The organism is Alloalcanivorax sp., from assembly GCF_964221125.1.
Taxonomy (GTDB): Bacteria; Pseudomonadota; Gammaproteobacteria; order Pseudomonadales; family Alcanivoracaceae; genus Alloalcanivorax; species Alloalcanivorax venustensis.
Genome location: NZ_CAXPXK010000017.1, coordinates 1 through 17,064, shown reverse-complemented (window position 1 = coordinate 17,064; position 17,064 = coordinate 1). Strand labels below are relative to the sequence as shown.

18 protein-coding genes are annotated in these 17,064 nt (G+C 65.4%); 5 read left to right on the top strand and 13 right to left on the bottom strand.

Translation table 11 applies throughout. The features are described 5' to 3' along the window. Nucleotides 1-908: prolyl aminopeptidase (pip, locus tag ACEQZD_RS02165; RefSeq protein ID WP_370183698.1), on the bottom strand; the 908-nt coding region annotated here is incomplete at its 3' end. Here pip and ACEQZD_RS02160 point away from each other — a divergent pair. Continuing rightward, nucleotides 907-1,365 (top strand): nuclear transport factor 2 family protein, encoded by a 459-nt coding sequence (locus tag ACEQZD_RS02160; protein ID WP_370183696.1) that lies wholly within the window; start codon nt 907-909, stop codon nt 1,363-1,365. The genes pip and ACEQZD_RS02160 overlap by 2 nt on opposite strands. A 51-nt stretch (nt 1,366-1,416) precedes the next feature. Here the strand turns inward: ACEQZD_RS02160 and ntrC are convergent, their stop codons facing one another. From ntrC to ACEQZD_RS02120, 8 genes are all read right to left on the bottom strand, one after another. Beyond that, on the bottom strand, nt 1,417-2,841 hold the full coding sequence (gene ntrC / locus ACEQZD_RS02155; protein ID WP_142948236.1) for a nitrogen regulation protein NR(I): 1,425 nt from the start codon (nt 2,839-2,841) through the stop codon (nt 1,417-1,419). After that, the gene (gene glnL / locus ACEQZD_RS02150; protein WP_194854957.1) at nt 2,838-3,935 is read right to left on the bottom strand and encodes a nitrogen regulation protein NR(II); all 1,098 of its coding nucleotides are present in this window, start codon (nt 3,933-3,935) and stop codon (nt 2,838-2,840) included. Before glnL ends, ntrC begins: the two co-directional genes overlap by 4 nt. Nucleotides 3,936-4,080: 145 nt before the next feature. After that, nucleotides 4,081-4,815, bottom strand: a complete 735-nt coding sequence (locus ACEQZD_RS02145; RefSeq protein ID WP_370183692.1) for a DUF4124 domain-containing protein — start codon at nt 4,813-4,815, stop codon at nt 4,081-4,083. 307 nt (nt 4,816-5,122) lie between these two features. Continuing rightward, entirely contained in the window at nt 5,123-6,529 is a 1,407-nt protein-coding gene (gene glnA, locus ACEQZD_RS02140) for a glutamate--ammonia ligase (RefSeq protein ID WP_370183690.1), read from the bottom strand. Between the two features lie 223 nt (nt 6,530-6,752). Beyond that, on the bottom strand, nt 6,753-7,004 hold the full coding sequence (locus ACEQZD_RS02135; protein WP_142948232.1) for a sulfurtransferase TusA family protein: 252 nt from the start codon (nt 7,002-7,004) through the stop codon (nt 6,753-6,755). A gap of 5 nt (nt 7,005-7,009) precedes the next feature. Further along, a complete protein-coding gene (locus tag ACEQZD_RS02130) occupies nt 7,010-8,119 on the bottom strand; it encodes a tRNA (5-methylaminomethyl-2-thiouridylate)-methyltransferase (RefSeq protein ID WP_370183687.1) in 1,110 nt (369 codons plus the stop codon). 86 nt (nt 8,120-8,205) lie between these two features. Then, a complete protein-coding gene (locus tag ACEQZD_RS02125; protein ID WP_370183685.1) occupies nt 8,206-9,195 on the bottom strand; it encodes an alpha-L-glutamate ligase-like protein in 990 nt (329 codons plus the stop codon). Beyond that, a complete protein-coding gene (locus ACEQZD_RS02120) occupies nt 9,195-10,733 on the bottom strand; it encodes an inactive transglutaminase family protein (protein ID WP_142948229.1) in 1,539 nt (512 codons plus the stop codon). The genes ACEQZD_RS02125 and ACEQZD_RS02120 overlap by 1 nt, the downstream gene beginning before the upstream one ends. Before the next feature lie 375 nt (nt 10,734-11,108). Between ACEQZD_RS02120 and typA the strand changes: the two genes are divergently transcribed. Then, nucleotides 11,109-12,917, top strand: a complete 1,809-nt coding sequence (typA, locus tag ACEQZD_RS02115; RefSeq protein WP_142948228.1) for a translational GTPase TypA — start codon at nt 11,109-11,111, stop codon at nt 12,915-12,917. A gap of 97 nt (nt 12,918-13,014) precedes the next feature. On the opposite strand, the gene ACEQZD_RS02110 is transcribed toward typA, so the two are convergent. Beyond that, complete coding sequence (locus ACEQZD_RS02110; protein WP_142948227.1) at nt 13,015-13,362, bottom strand: DUF2007 domain-containing protein; 348 nt, start codon at nt 13,360-13,362, stop codon at nt 13,015-13,017. Between the two features lie 79 nt (nt 13,363-13,441). Between ACEQZD_RS02110 and trmL the strand changes: the two genes are divergently transcribed. After that, on the top strand, nt 13,442-13,906 hold the full coding sequence (gene trmL, locus ACEQZD_RS02105; protein WP_142948226.1) for a tRNA (uridine(34)/cytosine(34)/5-carboxymethylaminomethyluridine(34)-2'-O)-methyltransferase TrmL: 465 nt from the start codon (nt 13,442-13,444) through the stop codon (nt 13,904-13,906). A 9-nt stretch (nt 13,907-13,915) separates the two neighbouring features. On the opposite strand, the gene secB is transcribed toward trmL, so the two are convergent. From secB to ACEQZD_RS02090, 3 genes are read right to left on the bottom strand one after another with little or no spacing between them, the layout of a single operon-like run. Continuing rightward, nucleotides 13,916-14,386, bottom strand: a complete 471-nt coding sequence (gene secB / locus ACEQZD_RS02100) for a protein-export chaperone SecB (RefSeq protein WP_142948225.1) — start codon at nt 14,384-14,386, stop codon at nt 13,916-13,918. 24 nt (nt 14,387-14,410) lie between these two features. Next, nucleotides 14,411-14,665 (bottom strand): glutaredoxin 3, encoded by a 255-nt coding sequence (grxC, locus tag ACEQZD_RS02095; RefSeq protein WP_142948224.1) that lies wholly within the window; start codon nt 14,663-14,665, stop codon nt 14,411-14,413. Further along, nucleotides 14,665-15,081, bottom strand: a complete 417-nt coding sequence (locus ACEQZD_RS02090) for a rhodanese-like domain-containing protein (RefSeq protein ID WP_067610044.1) — start codon at nt 15,079-15,081, stop codon at nt 14,665-14,667. Before ACEQZD_RS02090 ends, grxC begins: the two co-directional genes overlap by 1 nt. Before the next feature lie 69 nt (nt 15,082-15,150). Here ACEQZD_RS02090 and ACEQZD_RS02085 point away from each other — a divergent pair, with 69 nt between their 5' ends. After that, complete coding sequence (locus ACEQZD_RS02085; RefSeq protein ID WP_335629229.1) at nt 15,151-16,335, top strand: peptidoglycan DD-metalloendopeptidase family protein; 1,185 nt, start codon at nt 15,151-15,153, stop codon at nt 16,333-16,335. Nucleotides 16,336-16,367: 32 nt separating this feature from the next. Next, on the top strand, nt 16,368-17,064 hold a 697-nt coding region (locus ACEQZD_RS02080; RefSeq protein WP_370183682.1), incomplete at its 3' end, for a S41 family peptidase.

Below are 17,064 nucleotides of genomic sequence, written 5' to 3'. Positions count from 1 at the left end.
CCCAGGCGCCTGACCGCCGCCACCAGCGCCTCGGCGATGGCCGGCTCGGCGCTGCTGTGCCCCGCCGCCGGCACCCAGTTGAGCCGGCTGTCAGGCAGCGCCTGGTGCAGCAGCCAGGCCTGCTCCGGCGGGCACACCATGTCATAGCGGCCGTGCACGATCTCCACCGGGCAGGTGAGCGCGCCGGCGCGGGGCAGAATCGGGCGTTCCAGAAAGCCGCCGTTGACGAAGTAATGGGTTTCCAGCTGCGCCATGGCGCGGGCGTTGTGGTCGACGTTGATCTCCGGCGGCGGATCCAGGCTCGACAGACGCGCTTCCCAGAGCGTCCACTCGCGGGCCAGACGTTCGCCGTCCGGCCCCGGCAAGGCGCGGTGATAACGGGTGACCAGGTCGCCCTCGCCGGGCGGCAGCGCTTCCAGCAGGCGCGCCCACAGGTCCGGGTAAAAGCGCGCCGCGCCCCGGTCGGTGTAGAGCCAGTCGATGTCCTGTTGCCGGCACAGGAACACGCCGCGCAACACCAGCGACGCCACCCGTGACGGGAAATCCAGGGCGTAGGCCAGCGCCAGCGTGACGCCCCAGGAGCCGCCCAGCACCACCCGCCAGCGGGGAATCATCAGGTGCTCGCGGATGCGCTCCAGGTCGGCGACCAGATCCGGCAGAGTGTTATGCTCGGTGCTGGCGTAGGGGCGGCTGCGCCCGGCGCCGCGCTGGTCGAACACCACGATGCGGTAGCGTTGCGGGTCGAACAGCCGCCGCAGCAACGGCGAGCTGCCGCCGCCGGGGCCGCCGTGCAGGGCCACCACCGGCTCACCGTCCGGGTTGCCGCTCTGCTCCACATACAATAAATGGTCGTCGCCCACATCCAGGTACTGGCGATGGTAGGGCTCGATTGGGGGGAATAATGACATGGGTGACATCCGCCGCTGGGCTCGGCTGACAGCATACTGTCTGCTGGTGGCCCTGCAACCGCTGCTCACCGGCTGCGAGACGCCGCCGCCGGAAGCGGCCCTGCGCGAGGCCGTGGCGGAACTGGAAAGCGGCCTGGAAGGCGGCGACGTGGGCGCGGTGATGGACCGGCTGGCGGCGGATTTCCGCTACCGGGACCTGGACCGCAAAGCGGCCGGCCGCCGTCTGGTGGGGGTGTTCCTGCGCTACCCCAAGCGCCAGGTCAGTTTTCTCAACGTGGACGTGGCGCTTGATCCGGTGACGCTGCGCGAGGCGGAGGTCACGTTCAACGCTCTGGTGTGGGGCGGTCGCGCCACGCTGCCGGAGGACGCGGACAGTTTCCGGGTGCGGAGTCGTTGGCGCGAAGCGGGTGGGGATTGGGTGTTGGTGGATCTGGAGGCGCGGGGGTTGAGCGAGTAGAGGGCCCGCTCGCACAGGCCCTGCCCTCATGGGCCACTGGCATCCGAGCTGCTAGTCGTCGCCGCTGAACTCCGCTTCCATGTCCAGCTCCTTGATCTTGCGGGTAAGGGTGTTGCGCCCCCAGCCGAGCAGCGCCGCCGCGTCCCGTTTGCGGCCGCCGGTGTGCTGCAGGGCCACCTCGATCATGGTGCGCTCGAACTCCGGCACCGCCTGCTCGAGAATCCCGCGGTCGCCACGGGCCAGGGCCCGGTCGGCCCAGTGGCGCAGGGACTTGAGCCAGTCGCCACCGGTTTCCGTGGGCTTGCTGCCGCTCTGGCGCAGCTCAGGCGGCAGGTCGTCGACCAGCACTTCCCTGCCCGAGGCCATCACCGTCAGCCAGCGGCAGGTGTTTTCCAGCTGCCGCACGTTGCCCGGCCAGGGCATGGCGGCGAGATATTTTTCGGTGTCCTTGTGCAGCACCTTGGGGTCGACCCCCAGTTCCTGGGCGGCGTGCTGGAGAAAATAGCCGGCCAAGGCGGGGATGTCCTCGCGGCGCTCGGCGAGACGCGGAATGTGAATGCGGATCACATTGAGGCGGTGGAACAGGTCCTCCCGGAAGTCGCCGTCGCGCACCAGTTTTTCCAGGTCCTGGTGGGTGGCGGCGATGATGCGCACGTCCACATGGATCGGCGTGGTGCCACCCACCCGGTAGAACTCATTCTCCTGCAGCACGCGCAGCAAACGGGTCTGGGCCTCCAGCGGCATATCGCCGATTTCATCGAGAAACAGGGTGCCGCCGTTGGACTGCTCGAAACGCCCGACCCGCTGGCTGTTGGCGCCGGTGAAAGCGCCCTTCTCGTGGCCGAACAGTTCCGATTCGATCAGGTCCTTGGGGATCGCCGCCATATTCAGCGCCACGAAGTTCTTCTCGCGGCGCATGGAGTGGCGGTGCAGGGCCCGGGCCACCAGCTCCTTGCCGGTGCCCGACTGGCCGTTGATCAGCACCGTGACGTTGGAGTGGCTGAGCCGGCCGATGGCGCGGAACACCTCCTGCATGGCTGGCGCCTCGCCGATGATCTCGGTGGGCGTTTCCGCCGCCGGCGCCACGAACTCCTCGTCGTTCTCCTTGCGGTGCTTGATCGCCCGCTTGACCAGTGCCACCGCCTCGTCCACGTCGAACGGCTTGGGCAGGTATTCGAACGCCCCGCCCTGGTAGGACGCCACCGCCGAGTCCAGGTCGGAATGGGCGGTCATGATGATCACCGGCAGATTGGGGTTCTTGCGCTGCAGGATCTTGAGCATGCGCAGGCCGTCGGTGCCCGGCATGCGCACATCGGAAATCAGCACGTCGGGCTCGGCGCCGCCCTCGTCGAGGCGGTTGAGGGCCTCGTCGGCGTCTTCAAAACATACCGGCTGGTAGCCTTCCTGGCCGAGCGCCTTTTCCAGCACCCAGCGAATGGAGCGGTCGTCGTCGATCACCCAAATGGTTGCGGTCATGATCCTTTGCTCTCCGTTGTATCCACCGGTTCCATGGGCAGCAGCAGGCTGAAGCAGGTGCGCCCGGGCTCGCTGTCGCACTCAATCAGACCTTGGTGCTGGCTGATGATCGACTGGGCGATGGACAGCCCCAGCCCCGAGCCGTTGGCCCGGCCGCTGACCATGGGATAAAAAATCGTTTCCTGGAGCTCCTGGGAGATCCCCGGGCCGTTGTCTTCGATGTCCACCCGCAGCACCAGCCGGTGGCGCTGCACGCCGATGGTGAACTGGCGCAGCGCGCGGGTGCGCATCACCACGCGGGCGTCCTCGGTGCCGGCTTCCAGCAACGCCTGCATGGCGTTGCGCATCAGGTTCAGGAGCACCTGAATCAGCTGGTCCCGGTCGGCGATCACTTCCGGCAGGCTGACGTCGTAATCGCGGCGCAGCAGCACCCCTTCCGGGTACTCCGCCAGCAACAACTGCCGCACATGCTCCAGGCATTCGTGAATATTGACCGGCGCGAACGCCGGCGGCTTACGCGGGCCCAGCATCCGGTCCGCCACCGAGCGCAGGCGGTCCGCCTCGTCGATGATCACCCGGGTGTATTCCGCCAGTTCCGGATCCGGCAGCGCCCGCTCGAGCAGCTGGGCGGCGCCGCGGATACCGCCCAGGGGGTTCTTGATCTCATGGGCGACGCCCCGCACCAGCGCGCGGGTGGCCTGGTGTGCGTGCATCAGCCCCTCTTCCCGGGTAATACGCAGCAGCCGGTCAAGGGACTGCATCTCCACCAGCAGCGCCATGTTCTGGCCACGCTCATGGATCGGGCTGACGCTGTAATCGACCATCGCCTGCTGCCCCGGCGCCACGTTGAGCCGGGCTTCGCGGCGGGTGAACGGGTGCCCCTCGTCCATGCACTGTTGCAGGGCACCCCGCGCGTCCTCGTCATCGAAAAAGTACTCCGGCAACCGCTGCCCGATTATTCGAGAGGCACTGGTGGCCAGCAGCATTTCCGCCGCCGGATTGAGGTAGCGCACGCGCAGGTCGCCGTCGAGCATCATTACCGCGGTACGGAGATGATCCAGCAGCCGTTTTTGCAGCACCGTGTCTGTCGTCATAGTTCGGGCCATAACAGGGCATAAGCAATTATCAGGCCACCCGTGAGAGCGCCTTCACAGGGCAGCAGGCGGGTAGAGGACGTGTCCTTCACGGTGCAGTCTAGGAGGTATGGCGGGAGGGTGCACACTTTTGGTGCAGAAGGGTTCAGTCGTCGGAGGGGCGGATAACGCGCTGGGCACTGCCGCCCACCGCGGCACCGCCGCCACGCTCCGCGCCGGCGCCCCGGTCGGCGCCGCTGCCGGTGGTGGCGGAGCCGCCACGTTCGGCCCGGCCACCGAAGGTGGGAAAGGCGGAGCCTTTGCCCTGGCCCTGGCCGCCGCCGCTATCGGCGGTGGTACGCATCACGTAGAACAGCACCGGCTCGGACTCGATCAGCACTGTGCCGTCGCCGTCACGCACCTGCACCACCAGGGTGTGCTCGCCGGGATTGGGAAAGTCCATGGCGTTGCCCTCAAGCGGCGTGCCGTTGTCGAGAATCACCAGCCGGTGCCCGCTTTTCAGCGACGGCGACAGCGATACCTGAACCTGGATCGGGTTGTCCTGGGGAAGGCGCAGGTTGGCGCCGGCGTCCGGCGCGGTGATCGACACCGCCTCATAGCCCGTATCCGGCGGCTCCGGTGGTTCCGGCGGCGCATCGCCCCGGGATGCGGCGCGCCGCTCCACCGGCGGGCTGTCCATGGTGTTGGTGGGGCCCACTTTCACTTCCTCGGCGCGCTTCTTGTCCGGCGGGTTGTCGGTGAACACCACGTTGCCGTCGGCGTCCACGGTGCGGTAGATGCCTTTCGAGCCGCCGGCTTCATCGGGGCGGTCGACATTCTCTGTTTGCGCGCCGGCCAGCAGTGGCATGACGCACAGTAATAGGGGCCACCAGATTTTCATTGGTCTCATCCTTGTTGGGTCTGACCTTGATTCTGACTCCGGGGTACCCGCAAAAAAAGGGCCCGGCCCGCAAAATCCATCGCGACACCTCTAAGAGCCCGGCTTGTAGGAGCTTGCTTGCAAGCGAAAGGCCGGCAACGCCGGCCGGCAGGATACCAGAGAGGTTCTTTGTACTGCGGCCAGAGGGGCTCTGGTATCCCGCCGGGTGGCTGAAAAGCCACCCTTTCGCGGGCATGGCCCGCTCGCACAAACAAAAAAAGCCCGGCGCGAAGGCCGGGCTTTTCGGGGACTGCGGTCGCCATGAGGCTTAGCAGCTGTAGTACATGTCGAACTCGACCGGATGCGGGGTCATGTTCAGACGCTCCACTTCGCTGCGCTTGAGCTCGATGTAGCCTTCCAGCATGTCCTTGGTGAACACGTCGCCCTGGGTCAGGAACTCGTGATCGGCTTCCAGAGCATCCAGCGCCATGGTCAGAGTGTGCGCCACGGTGGGGATGTCCTTGGCTTCTTCCGCCGGCAGATCGTAGAGATCCTTGTCCATGGCGTCGCCCGGGTGGATCTTGTTCTTGATGCCGTCCAGGCCGGCCATCATCAGTGCCGCGAAGCACAGGTACGGGTTGGCGGACGGATCCGGGAAGCGGGTCTCGATACGACGCGCTTTCGGGTTGCTCACCCACGGAATGCGGATGGAAGCGGAACGGTTACGGGCGGAGTACGCCAGCATTACCGGGGCTTCGAAGCCGGGCACCAGACGCTTGTAGGAGTTGGTGGAACCGTTGGTGAAGGCGTTCAGGGCGCGTGCGTGCTTGATCACGCCACCGATGTAGAACAGCGCTTCTTCGGACAGGCCCGCGTACTCGTCACCGGCGAACAGGTTCTTGCCGTCTTTGGCCAGGGACATGTGCACGTGCATACCGGAACCGTTATCACCGATCAGCGGCTTGGGCATGAAAGTGGCGGTCTTGCCGTAGGCGTGGGCCACGTTGTGCACGCAGTACTTGAGGATCTGCACTTCGTCGGCTTTCTTGGTGAGGGTGTTGGCGCCCACACCGATCTCGCACTGGCCCGCGGTGCCCACTTCGTGGTGATGCACTTCGATTTCCAGGCCCATCTGCTCCATGGCGGAACACATGGCGCCACGCAGGTCGTGCAGGCTGTCCACCGGGGGTACCGGGAAGTAGCCGCCTTTGACGCCGGGACGGTGACCGATGTTGTTCTTCTCGAACTCATCGGCGGACACCCAGGCCGCTTCTTCGGAGTAGATGTTGTACATGGCGCCGGACATGTCGGACTTCCACTGTACCGAATCGAACACGAAGAATTCCGGCTCCGGGCCGAACAGAGCGGTGTCGGCGATACCGGTGGACTTCAGGTATTCCTCGGCGCGCAGCGCCACGGAGCGCGGATCACGCTCGTAACCCTGCATGGTGGTCGGCTCAACGATGTTGCAACGCAGGTTCAGCGTGGCCACGTCGGTGAACGGGTCGAGAACGGCGGTTTCGTCTTCGGGCAGCAGAATCATGTCGGATTCGTTGATGCCTTTCCAACCGGCGATGGAGGAACCATCGAACATCTTGCCGTCCTGGAAGAAGTCGTCGTCGATTTCGCCGACGGGAAGGGTCACGTGCTGCTCTTTACCATGGCTGTCGGTAAAACGCAGATCCACCCACTTCACGTCGTTATCTTTAATCAGTTTCAGCGTCTTTTCAGACATTGTTGAGCGTCCTCCTGGAACGGGTATGTGTCTGGCTACTCGCCTCCGCCGGAGCGGGCACGCGAAGAGCCGTTATTCTCGGCCACCGGGGCCTGCATGCCAATAGGTCAGCAAATACTGTGCCAGCCCTTTTTTGGCGCAGCAGCTTGTATTGAGCCCGATCAGCGCGCCTGTATCCGGATATCATGCACCGAAACGGTGCTTTCTTGGTATTTGTGCACCACTAGAGTGCAACGGAAGGTTCACCAACCCGCAGGGTGATCACCACCTCCAGGTCGCCCTCCTCCGTGGCCAGCACCTCGTGGCCATTGATTCGGCACCAGGCGGGAATGTCGTTGAGCGCCCCCGGGTCCGTGCAGGTTACCCTCAGCACCTCCCCCTGCGCCAGTTCGGCGACCTTGTTCTGGGTCTTGATCACTGGAATGGGGCACAGCTGGCGGCGCACATCCAGTTCGTGAAGGGTTTCGTCGGTCATCGCGGTCAGGCCACCAGCCAGGTTTTCGGGATGTCTTCGGGCCGTGCCGGCGCGATGCGCACCTCGCGGGCAACGCCGCCCGGGTCCTTGACCTCCACGGTGACGGTGTCGTCGCCGCGGCCCTTGGAGTAGCGCGCCACGATGGCGGCGGCCTGCTCCAGCTCCGCTTCCGATTCGAAGCGTCCGTCCACCAGCGCCAGCGGGCCGGGGCAACTGACCGTGGTGAGGCTGGTGAACTGGTAGCGGTAGCCTTCCAGGAAGCGGTTCTCGCCTTCCTCGCGGCTGATGATCAGCTTCAGGTGCGGCTGCGGGCGGATATGCCGGCCCACTTTCAGCAGCATGATGTCGTCCAGCTCGTAGCGGCGCTCGTTGCGGGCCTGCCACAGGTCGGCCAGCTTGCGGGAATAGGATTCGTCGGTCAGGAAGCAGCAGCCGCCGGAGGGCTGGGCGTAGTCCTCCAGGCCGAAACGCCGGGCCAGCTCGATCTGTGGCTTGCGGTTGCGGCCGGAGAAATCGTGCAGCCGCGAGCGGTCCACCCAGCCCTCGCGCTCGGGCAAAGTCTCGGGCAGGTTGAGCGCGCTGAGCGGGCGCAGCAGGCGGTCGTCGGCGCCGGACTCGCTGCTGATAATGGGCATGGTTTCCTTGCGCTGGCTCTTGGGCCGCTGGCCCACCACCTCGCCGGTGATGATGAAGTCGAAGCCCTTCTCGCCGGCCAGCTCACGGGCCTTGTTCAGCATCAAGGTGGCCTGGTTGACCATGAAGATCTTGCAGTCCAGGCAGGGGTTCAGATGGGCGCCGTAGCCGTGCTTGGGGTTGAGCACCACATCCTTGTACTCCTCGGAGATATCAATGATGTGCAGCTTGATGCCCAGCTCCTCGGCCACCCAGAGGGCGTTGTTGCGCTTGTTCTTGTCCTTGTCTTTCTTGCGGATCGCGTGGGTGTGGCCCTCCACGCAGAAGCCGGTGAAGAAGTTCACCCCTTCCACGTGAATGCCCTGCTCCTGCATCACTTTTACCGCCAGCATGGAGTCCAGCCCGCCGGACACCAGCGCGATGGCGCGGCGCTGGAGCGGGTCGGCGCTGGGCCGGGTGACGGGTGCGACTGCCTCGGACATAACAATACTCGCCCTGTTTTAAAGGAGATGGTCGGAAACGGGCGGCAGAGTATAGCAAATCACGCTTTGTTGACGAAGCGCCGGGGTCAGGGCGCTGCGGGGGCTTCCGGCAGGCGGGCCACGGCGAACTCGCGCTTGGCGAGCGTCAGCCGGCGGGCCACCGGCTCCAGCTTCCAGTCCAGGCCGTCGAGATGATCCTCGACGATGCGGCAGCGGCGCAGCAGGCCGTCGTCGTTGGCGATCTGAATGTTCAGCCCGGGCCGGGCGTTGAGCTCCAGCATCAACGGGCCCTTGTGCTTGTCCATTACCAGGTCCACGCCCAGATAACCCAGGCCGGTGAGCTCATAGCAGCGCGCCGCCAGCTCCAGGCAGGCTTCCCAGTCGGGAATCTGCACGCCGGCCACCGGATGGGCGGTGTCCGGGTGCCGGTCGATCTTCAGGTTGTGCCAGGTGCCGCTCAGGGTAACGCCGGTGGCGATGTCCACGCCCACGCCGATGGCGCCCTGGTGCAGGTTGGCCTTGCCGTCGGACTGTCGAGTGGGCAGGCGCAGCATGGCCGCCACCGGGTAGCCCTTGAGCACGATGATGCGCACGTCCGGCACGCCGCCGATGCTGATGCGGTCGAACAGGTCGGTGGAGCGCACCCGGTACTCGATCAGGGCGCGGTCGCGGTGGCCGCCCAGGGAATAGATGCCGGAGATGATCCCGGAGATATGAAACTCCAGCTCCTCGGGGCTGATCATGCGGCCGGAGGCGCCGCGGTAGTAGCCCTCGAAGCGGTCCGAGATCACCATGATGCCGTCGCCGCCGGCACCCTGGGCCGGCTTGATCACGAAGTCACCGTGGGTCTCGACGATGTGCTGGAGCTTGCTGATGCCCTGCTCGGTATCAATGATCCCGTACATGTCCGGCACCTGGATGCCGGCGTCCAGGGCCAGCTTCTTGGTGCGGATCTTGTCGTCCACCAGCGGGTACAGGCGCCGGTCGTTGTAGGCCAGCACATAGTCGCCGTTGCGCTGGTTGATGCCCATCACGCCACGGCGGCGCAGGGCCCTCCAGGTGCGGATTCCGAACATCAGCGGCCACCTTCATCGGTCATCGCCCGGAAGCGCATCAGCTCCGCCAGGCGATAACCCCGGTAATGGCCCATCAGCACCATCACCGCCGCCAGCACCAACAACACGCCGGGGAAGGTGAACACGAAGTACACCAGCGGCTGCCAGACCATCAGCAGGTGACACAGCACCGCCGCGATCAGGGTGCCGATGGCCACCTTCAGCGACTGGCCGCCGCCACGCTCCTCCCAGACGATCGAGATACGCTCGATCACCATGGTCAGAATCACCATCGGGAACAGCGCCACCGACAGGCCGGTGGAGAGCCCCAGCTTGTAGCCCACCAGGCTGATCAGCGCCATCAGGATCACCACGAAGGTGAGCACGATCGACAGCCGCGCCAGTAACTGTAATTTCAGGTGTTCCAGATAGCCGCGCACCGACAGCCCGATGGCGGTGATGAAGGTGAACAGCAGCACGCCCCAGATCACCTCGGTTTCGCGGAACGCCAGGGCGATCAGCACCGGCGTGAAGGTGCCCAGGGTCTCCATGCCGACCAGTGAGCGAATCAGCAGCACCAGCAGCACGCCCACCGGAATCATCATCAGGATGCGGAACAGCTGCTGGGACGGCACCGGCAGCTCATACAGGGAATAGTCGATAAAGCTGCTCTGATCCTGGAAACGCAGCGACTGGGCCAGCTGCAGCGCGCTCATCTCGTTGCGGTGAACGCCGAAATCCACATCCGCGTTGCGGGCGCCTTCCAGCGCCAGCAGCGGCTTGTCGCCGCTCCACCACACCAGCCGGTCCTCCGGCAGCCCCTGGCGGCCGTCCAGCGGGTTGAAATACAGCCAGCTTTTGCCGTTGTAGGTGCGCAGCCACAGCTCCGGTTCCTGGTCGCGGCTCTCGTTGAGCTCCAGGGTATGCACCGGCTCGGCGGGGATGTGCGCCACCGCCAGCAACAGATCGACCACCCGGGCGCGGTTCTCCGGGCTGCGGTCGCCGCCGAGCAGCAGGCGCACATTGTCGCTTTCCATGTTGTTGACGCGCTTGATGGTCTCGCTGACGAAGGTCTCCACGTCCGCGGAGTGCTGGCGGATCGGCGCCAGCAGGGCATCGGCGGCGAGCCGCTCCGGGCCCTCCAGCGGCGGCGCGGCGCGGAACTGGGGGCCGTCCTCGGGCACCGACGCCGGTTCGGCGAAGCGCGAGGTGAGCATCAACCGGTAATACAGGTTCTGCCGTCCCTCGGCCCGGCGCGCCGACCAGGTGACCACCCGGTTGCCGTTCTCCCGGTTGACGTTGACGCCGTAGTTGTTGGAAATAAAGCTTTCATTGAGGGCGGTGAAACCGCTCTCCAGCGGCGGCACGTACATGCGCGCCTTGATCGGGGTGTTCTCCCGCGCCTGGAAACTGACCTGGGCGTCCACCACCCATACCGGGTCACTCTCGCTCTCGGTGAGCGGCACTTTCTGGACCAATATCTGGTAGGCAATACTGCCAACCCCCAGCAACAACAAAAAAGCGGCGAGCAGCCGGGCGTGCAATTTCACAGAACGCATTTTTCAGCCTTATTCCAATACTTTCGTCACGGGCGGTCAGCCACGGAACGGGAGCCAGCCCTGGCGCCCGTCGACGGTTCCTCGGCCCGCGCGGCCGTTCGGCGCACGTTGCTGAGACCGGCTGACCCGTGTTTGGTTGCGACATTCTAGGGCAGTCAGAGGCCAACCGGAGCAACAAAAGTAAAACTTTGCACCGGGTCACATTATGCCATGACACACCTTCGTGTGGCTTCCGTGGGTACAAGGGCTGTACAATGCGCCGCCTAATCCGCCTCCCACTCCGTTTCACGGGCCCTTCCGGCCGGTCGCGGACGCATTTTCACGCTGGTCCGCCAACGGACGGAGAGCGACTTTTTTCCCTACGGAGCCATTTCTGTGATTGAACGCCTGCGCAATATCGCCATCATCGCCCACGTTGACCACGGCAAGACCACCCTGGTGGACAAGCTGCTGCAACAGTCCGGCACCCTGGGAGATCGCGCCGGCGACGTGGAACGGGTGATGGACTCCAACGACCTGGAGAAGGAACGGGGCATCACCATCCTCTCCAAGAACACCGCCCTCAAGTACGGCGACTACCAGATCAACATCGTCGACACCCCCGGCCACGCCGACTTCGGCGGCGAGGTGGAGCGGGTCATGTCCATGGTCGACTCGGTGCTGCTGCTGGTGGACGCGGTGGACGGCCCCATGCCGCAAACCCGCTTCGTGACCCAGAAGGCGTTCGCCGCCGGCCTCAAGCCGATCGTGGTGGTCAACAAGGTGGACCGCCCCGGCGCCCGTCCGGACTGGGTCATCGACCAGGTGTTCGACCTGTTCGACACCCTCGGCGCCAGCGACGAGCAGCTCGACTTCCCGGTGGTCTACGCCTCCGCCCTCAACGGCGTGGCCGGCCCGGAAGCGGACCAGCTCGGCGACGACATGACCTTCCTGTTCCAGACCATCATCGACCGCGTACCGGCGCCGGAAGTGGAACAGGACGGCCTGTTCCAGATGCAGATTTCCTCGCTGGACTACAACAGCTACCTGGGCGTGATCGGCATCGGCCGCATCAAGCGCGGCAAAATCAAAGCCAACTCCACGGTCAAGATCATCGACCGCGAAGGCAAGGTGCGTAACGGCCGCATCCTGCAGATCATGGGCTACCACGGCCTCGACCGGGTGGACGTGCCGGAAGCCGGCGCCGGCGACATCGTCTGCGTCACCGGCATGGACCCGCTGGATATCTCCGACACCCTGTGCGACCCCAACAAGGTGGAGGCCCTGCCGCCGCTGACCGTGGACGAGCCCACCGTGAGCATGGTGTTCCACGTCAACACCTCGCCGTTCGCCGGCCAGGACGGCAAGTTCGTCACCAGCCGCCAGATCCGCGAGCGCCTGGAAGCGGAGCTCAAGCACAACGTGGCCCTGCGCGTGGAAGAGACCGGCAGCGCCGACCAGTTCCGCGTCTCCGGTCGTGGCGAGCTGCACCTGTCGGTACTGATCGAGAACATGCGCCGTGAAGGCTTCGAGCTGGCCGTGGGCCGCCCGCAGGTGATCGTGCGCGAGGTGGACGGCAAGAAGCAGGAGCCCTACGAGAACGTCATGGCCGACGTGGAAGAGCAGCACCAGGGCGCCATCATGGAGCAACTGGGCCTGCGCCGCGGCGAGATGACCAACATGGAGCCGGACGGCAAGGGCCGGGTGCGCCTCACCTTCATCGTGCCCAGCCGCGGCCTGATCGGCTTCCGCAGCCTGTTCCTGACGCTCACCTCCGGCACCGGCATCCTCAACAGCACGTTCAGCCACTACGGTGAGTTCAAGGCCGGCGACATGGCCCAGCGCAACAACGGCGTGCTGGTCTCCATGGTCAAAGGCAAGGTGCTGGCGTTCGCCCTGTTCAACCTGCAGGAGCGCGGCCGCATGCTGATCGAGCCCAACGTGGAAGTCTACGAAGGCCAGCTGATCGGCATCCACAGCCGCGGCAACGACCTGGTGGTGAACCCCACCAAGGGCAAGCAGCTCACCAACATGCGCGCCTCCGGCACCGATGAGAACGTGATTCTCACCCCGCCGGTACGCTTCAGCCTGGAGCAGGCCCTGGACTTCATCGAAGACGACGAGCTGGCGGAAATCACCCCCAACCACATCCGCCTGCGCAAGAAGCTGCTCACCGAGACCGAGCGCAAACGCGCCAGCCGCTAACAGCGGCGCCAAAAAAAGGCCCCTTCCGGGGCCTTTTTTATTGCGCCTTGTAGGAGCGGGCCCCGCCCGCGAAAGGGAGCGAAGCTCCCGGCAGGCGTTACAGCAGCCAGGCCATCAAGGCCGCGCCGAGAAACATCCCGATCAACAGGCCTTTGCGGAAGGCGCGGGTGCTGTCCGTCTCGGCACGCCCCGGCTCGCGGATGCGCTCGCGCAGCGTCGGCCCGGAGGGCGGCGGCTGGCTGGCCTCGTAGTCGGCGATCACCTCCAGCGAGCGGGCCTCATCGTCTTCGTTCACCCACACGCTGGCCAACCCGGAAGCGGGCAACTCGCCCACCGCGCCCTGCAGCATGTCGCCACGCACCTGGGCAACGATGCCGGACTGCTCCAGCAAGCCGGCCAGCATGTGCGCTTCCAGGCCGTCACCGGCTTCGTAGACACGCTTCATGGGTGGCTCTCCTCTGTTGCGCGCATCCCTGTCGACAACACGCTACCATTTACCCGCTTTTATAACCCGGGATCCGTGAATGCTGAATATTGCTCTGTTCGAGCCGGAAATACCGCCCAACACCGGCAACATCATGCGCCTGGCCGCCAACACCGGCGCCGCCCTGCATCTGATCGAGCCGCTCGGTTTCGAGCTGGATGAACGGCGCCTGCGCCGCGCCGGGCTGGACTACAGTGAATACGCCAACGTCACCGTGCACCCGGACTACCCCAGCTTCTGCCGGGACTACCCCACCGCGCGCCAGTTCGCGCTGACCACCAAAGGCGGCCCGGCGCCCAGCCAGGTACGGTTTCAGGACGGGGATGTGCTGCTGTTCGGGCCGGAAACCCGGGGCCTGCCCGCCCATATCCTGGAAGGGCTGGCGCCGGAGCAGCGGCTGCGGCTGCCGATGGGCGCCAACAGCCGCAGTCTGAATCTCAGTAACGCGGTGGCGATCACGCTCTACGAAGCCTGGCGGCAGCTCGGCTACCCCGGCGCGATCTGAACCAATTGATTACTGGACGGTGGACGGCTCGCCGTCGCCGCTCTGCTGCTTCTCGCGCTGCTGCTGGTAAAGCGCCTCGAAGTTGAGCGGCTGCAGGATCATCTGCGGGAAGGAGCCCTTGGCGACCAGATCGGACACCACTTCGCGGGCGTAAGGGAACAGCACATTGGGGCAGTAGGCGCCCAGCAGCTGATCGCGCTCTTCGCCTTCGATGCCGGCCAGGGTGAAAATACCCGCCTGCTTCACTTCGGCCAGATAGAAGGTCTTCTGCTCGTCCTCGGATTTGGCGGTGACGGTGACCGTCACTTCCACTTCGTATTCGGTGCCTTCGCCGATGCGGCGTGCGCTGTTGTTCAGCTGCACGTTCATCTTCGGCTTCCACTCCTGCAGGAAGATGTCCGGCGCCCCCGGGCACTCGAACGAGGCGTCCTTAAGGTAGACGCGCTGCAACTGGAAGGTTTTTTTCTGTTCTTCGGCCATGATTGTCTCCGTTGTTCGGTTCCGTCATCCGGCGAGCAGGTCGTCCAGTTCGCCCGTCCGCTCCAATGCGAAAAGTTCATCGCAACCGCCCACGTGGCGGTCCCCGATCCATATCTGCGGCACCGTGCGGCGGCCGCTGCGTGCCATCATTTCCCGGCGCGCTTCCGGCTCCCGGTCCACGTCGATCTCATGGACGCGGGCGTCCTTGCCCGCCAGCAAACGCTTGGCGCGCACGCAAAACGGGCACCAGCCGGTGCTGTAAAGGGTGACGTCCGCCATCAGCCCTTGGACACCGGCAGGTTATCATTGCGCCAGGCGGTGACGCCGCCCTGGATACGGTAGAGCTCGGAAAAGCCCTTGTTGCGCAGCTGGCGCCCCAGGTGCGCCGCCTGATTGCCCATCTTGCAGGTCAGGATCAGCGGCTTTTCCTTATATTTTTCCAATTCGCCCATCCGGTCCGTGACCTGGCTCTGGGGAATGTTCACACTGCCCGGGATATGCCCCTCGCGGAACTCGTCGGCGGCGCGCACGTCGACGATCACCGCATCCTTCTGATTGACCAGATTGGTGGCGAACTGCGGCGTGATGGCCTTGCCGCCACGGCGGGACTCAATCACGAAAAAGGCGCCCCACAGCGCTAAGAAGGCAAACACCAGGATATAGTGGTTGGTGACGAACTCGATGATACGATCCATGACTGCATTCCTGCCGGCGGAAAATCGGCGACAAGTATACACACCAGCGCTCGGTTAAGATAAGGCACCATGACGGAACCCGTGAAACCCCATTTTCGATTACTGACGCTGCTGATCGTGCCGGCGCTGGTGCTGACGAGCGCCGGCGCGCCCGCCGAAGAGCCCTCCGAGCAACAGCTGGAAGCGCTCAAGGAGCGCATTGAGGCGCTGTCCGAGGCCCAGCAGAAGGAAGCCCGCCAGCGCGACTCGGTGCAGAGCGAGCTGCGCGAGGCGGAAACCCGGGTCGGCGAGCTGACCCGCGAGCGGCGCCAATTGGAGCGCGACGCCCGCCAGGCCGAGTCCCGCCTGGCCCGGCTGGAGGCCGAGCAGGCGGAACTGGCCGAAGAAAAGAAGGTGCAGCTGCGCTGGCTGGTGAAGACGGTGCGCGCCAGCTATCAGAGCGGCCGCGAAGAGCGGCTGAAGCTGATGCTCAACCAGCAGGAGCCGGACCAGATCGCGCGCCTGCTGCGCTACCAGGAATACTTCCAGCGCGCCCGCACCGACCGCCTCGCCAACCTGGAAGACGAACTGGTGGAGCTGCGCCGGGTGGCGCAAGAAGTGGCCGACGCCCGCGCCGACCTGCTGGATCGCCGCACCGCGCTGGCGCGCAGCCAGGAGCAGCTGGAGCAGGCCGCCCGCGAACGGGAGACCACCCTGGCCAAACTGGAACGCTCCCTGGACCAGCGCGGCGGCGACATCGACCGCCTGCGCGCCGACCAGCAGCGCCTGGAAAAGCTGCTCGCCGAGATGGAGCGCAGCATGCCGGAAATGGCCCCCGCCGACCGCGGCACGCCGTTCGCCAAACTGGCCGGCGAGCTGCCCTGGCCGGTGCCCGGCGAAGTGCTGTCGAGCTTCAACTCCAGCCGTGAAGGCGCGTTGCGCTGGGAAGGCGTGGTGCTGGCCGCCGAGGAAGGCACGCCGGTGCGCGCCATCCACCCGGGCCGGGTGGTGTTCGCCGACTGGATGCGCGGCTACGGCCTGCTCACCATCGTCGACCACGGCGGTGGCTACCTGACGCTGTACGGCTACAATCAAAGCCTGCTGCGCGATGTGGGCGAGTGGGTCGCGGTGGGCGACACCCTGGCCCTGGCCGGCCAGTCCGGCGGTAACAGCCGCAGCGCGCTGTACTTCGAAATACGCAACCGGGGCAAGGTGGTGAACCCGACACGCTGGTGCGACCGCCGTGTTACACTGCCGCCCATTGCCCGAAACTAGTGTCCAATGATGCCCTTGGTCTGGGGAATTACATGCTGAAAACGTCTCACCCCCTGCTCCGCCGCACCGCTCTGAGCGCCACCCTGCTCCTCACCGTATCCGTCTCCGCCCCGACCCTGGCCGCCGACCCCGAAGTCGATGAACAGGCCCGCCAGGACGGCGTGCCGGTCACCGAGCTGCGCGCCTTCGCGGAAGTGCTGGAGCGGGTGCGCGGCGCCTATGTGCAGGACGTGGACGAGAAAGAGCTGATCCAGGCGGCGATCCGCGGCATGTTGATGGAGCTCGACCCGCACTCCTCCTACCTGACCCCGGACCAGTTCGAGGACCTGCAATCCACCACCAGCGGCGAGTTCGGCGGCCTGGGTCTGGAAGTGACCATGGAAGACGGCTTCGTCAAAGTGGTCTCGCCGATCGACGACTCCCCCGCCAGCCGCGCCGACATCCAGGCCGGCGACCTGATCCTCAAGATCGACGACACCTTCGTCAAAGGCCTGAGCCTGGCGGAAGCGGTGGAGCTGATGCGCGGCGAGGCCGGCTCGGAAGTGACCCTCTCGGTGCTCAGCGACGGCGACGAAAAGCCGCGCCCGGTGACGCTCAAGCGCGACCGCATCAAAGTGGAAAGCGTGAAAAGCGAAGTGCTGGAGCCCGGCTACGGCTACCTGCGCGTGTCCCAGTTCCAGAACAACACCGGTCACGAAGCCAAGAAAGCCCTGAACGAATTGAAAGCCG

Excerpts from the sequence above, each read along its gene's own strand:
- ACEQZD_RS02160 (WP_370183696.1), top strand. The coding sequence starts at position 907 with ATGGGTGACATCCGCCGCTGGGCTCGGCTGACAGCATACTGTCTGCTG.
- ntrC (WP_142948236.1), bottom strand. The coding sequence starts at position 2,841 with ATGACCGCAACCATTTGGGTGATCGACGACGACCGCTCCATTCGCTGG.
- glnL (WP_194854957.1), bottom strand. The coding sequence starts at position 3,935 with ATGACGACAGACACGGTGCTGCAAAAACGGCTGCTGGATCATCTCCGT.
- ACEQZD_RS02145 (WP_370183692.1), bottom strand. The coding sequence starts at position 4,815 with ATGAAAATCTGGTGGCCCCTATTACTGTGCGTCATGCCACTGCTGGCC.
- glnA (WP_370183690.1), bottom strand. The coding sequence starts at position 6,529 with ATGTCTGAAAAGACGCTGAAACTGATTAAAGATAACGACGTGAAGTGG.
- ACEQZD_RS02135 (WP_142948232.1), bottom strand. The coding sequence starts at position 7,004 with ATGACCGACGAAACCCTTCACGAACTGGATGTGCGCCGCCAGCTGTGC.
- ACEQZD_RS02130 (WP_370183687.1), bottom strand. The coding sequence starts at position 8,119 with ATGTCCGAGGCAGTCGCACCCGTCACCCGGCCCAGCGCCGACCCGCTC.
- ACEQZD_RS02125 (WP_370183685.1), bottom strand. The coding sequence starts at position 9,195 with ATGTTCGGAATCCGCACCTGGAGGGCCCTGCGCCGCCGTGGCGTGATG.
- ACEQZD_RS02120 (WP_142948229.1), bottom strand. The coding sequence starts at position 10,733 with ATGCGTTCTGTGAAATTGCACGCCCGGCTGCTCGCCGCTTTTTTGTTG.
- ACEQZD_RS02110 (WP_142948227.1), bottom strand. The coding sequence starts at position 13,362 with ATGAAGCGTGTCTACGAAGCCGGTGACGGCCTGGAAGCGCACATGCTG.
- trmL (WP_142948226.1), top strand. The coding sequence starts at position 13,442 with ATGCTGAATATTGCTCTGTTCGAGCCGGAAATACCGCCCAACACCGGC.
- secB (WP_142948225.1), bottom strand. The coding sequence starts at position 14,386 with ATGGCCGAAGAACAGAAAAAAACCTTCCAGTTGCAGCGCGTCTACCTT.
- grxC (WP_142948224.1), bottom strand. The coding sequence starts at position 14,665 with ATGGCGGACGTCACCCTTTACAGCACCGGCTGGTGCCCGTTTTGCGTG.
- ACEQZD_RS02090 (WP_067610044.1), bottom strand. The coding sequence starts at position 15,081 with ATGGATCGTATCATCGAGTTCGTCACCAACCACTATATCCTGGTGTTT.
- ACEQZD_RS02085 (WP_335629229.1), top strand. The coding sequence starts at position 15,151 with ATGACGGAACCCGTGAAACCCCATTTTCGATTACTGACGCTGCTGATC.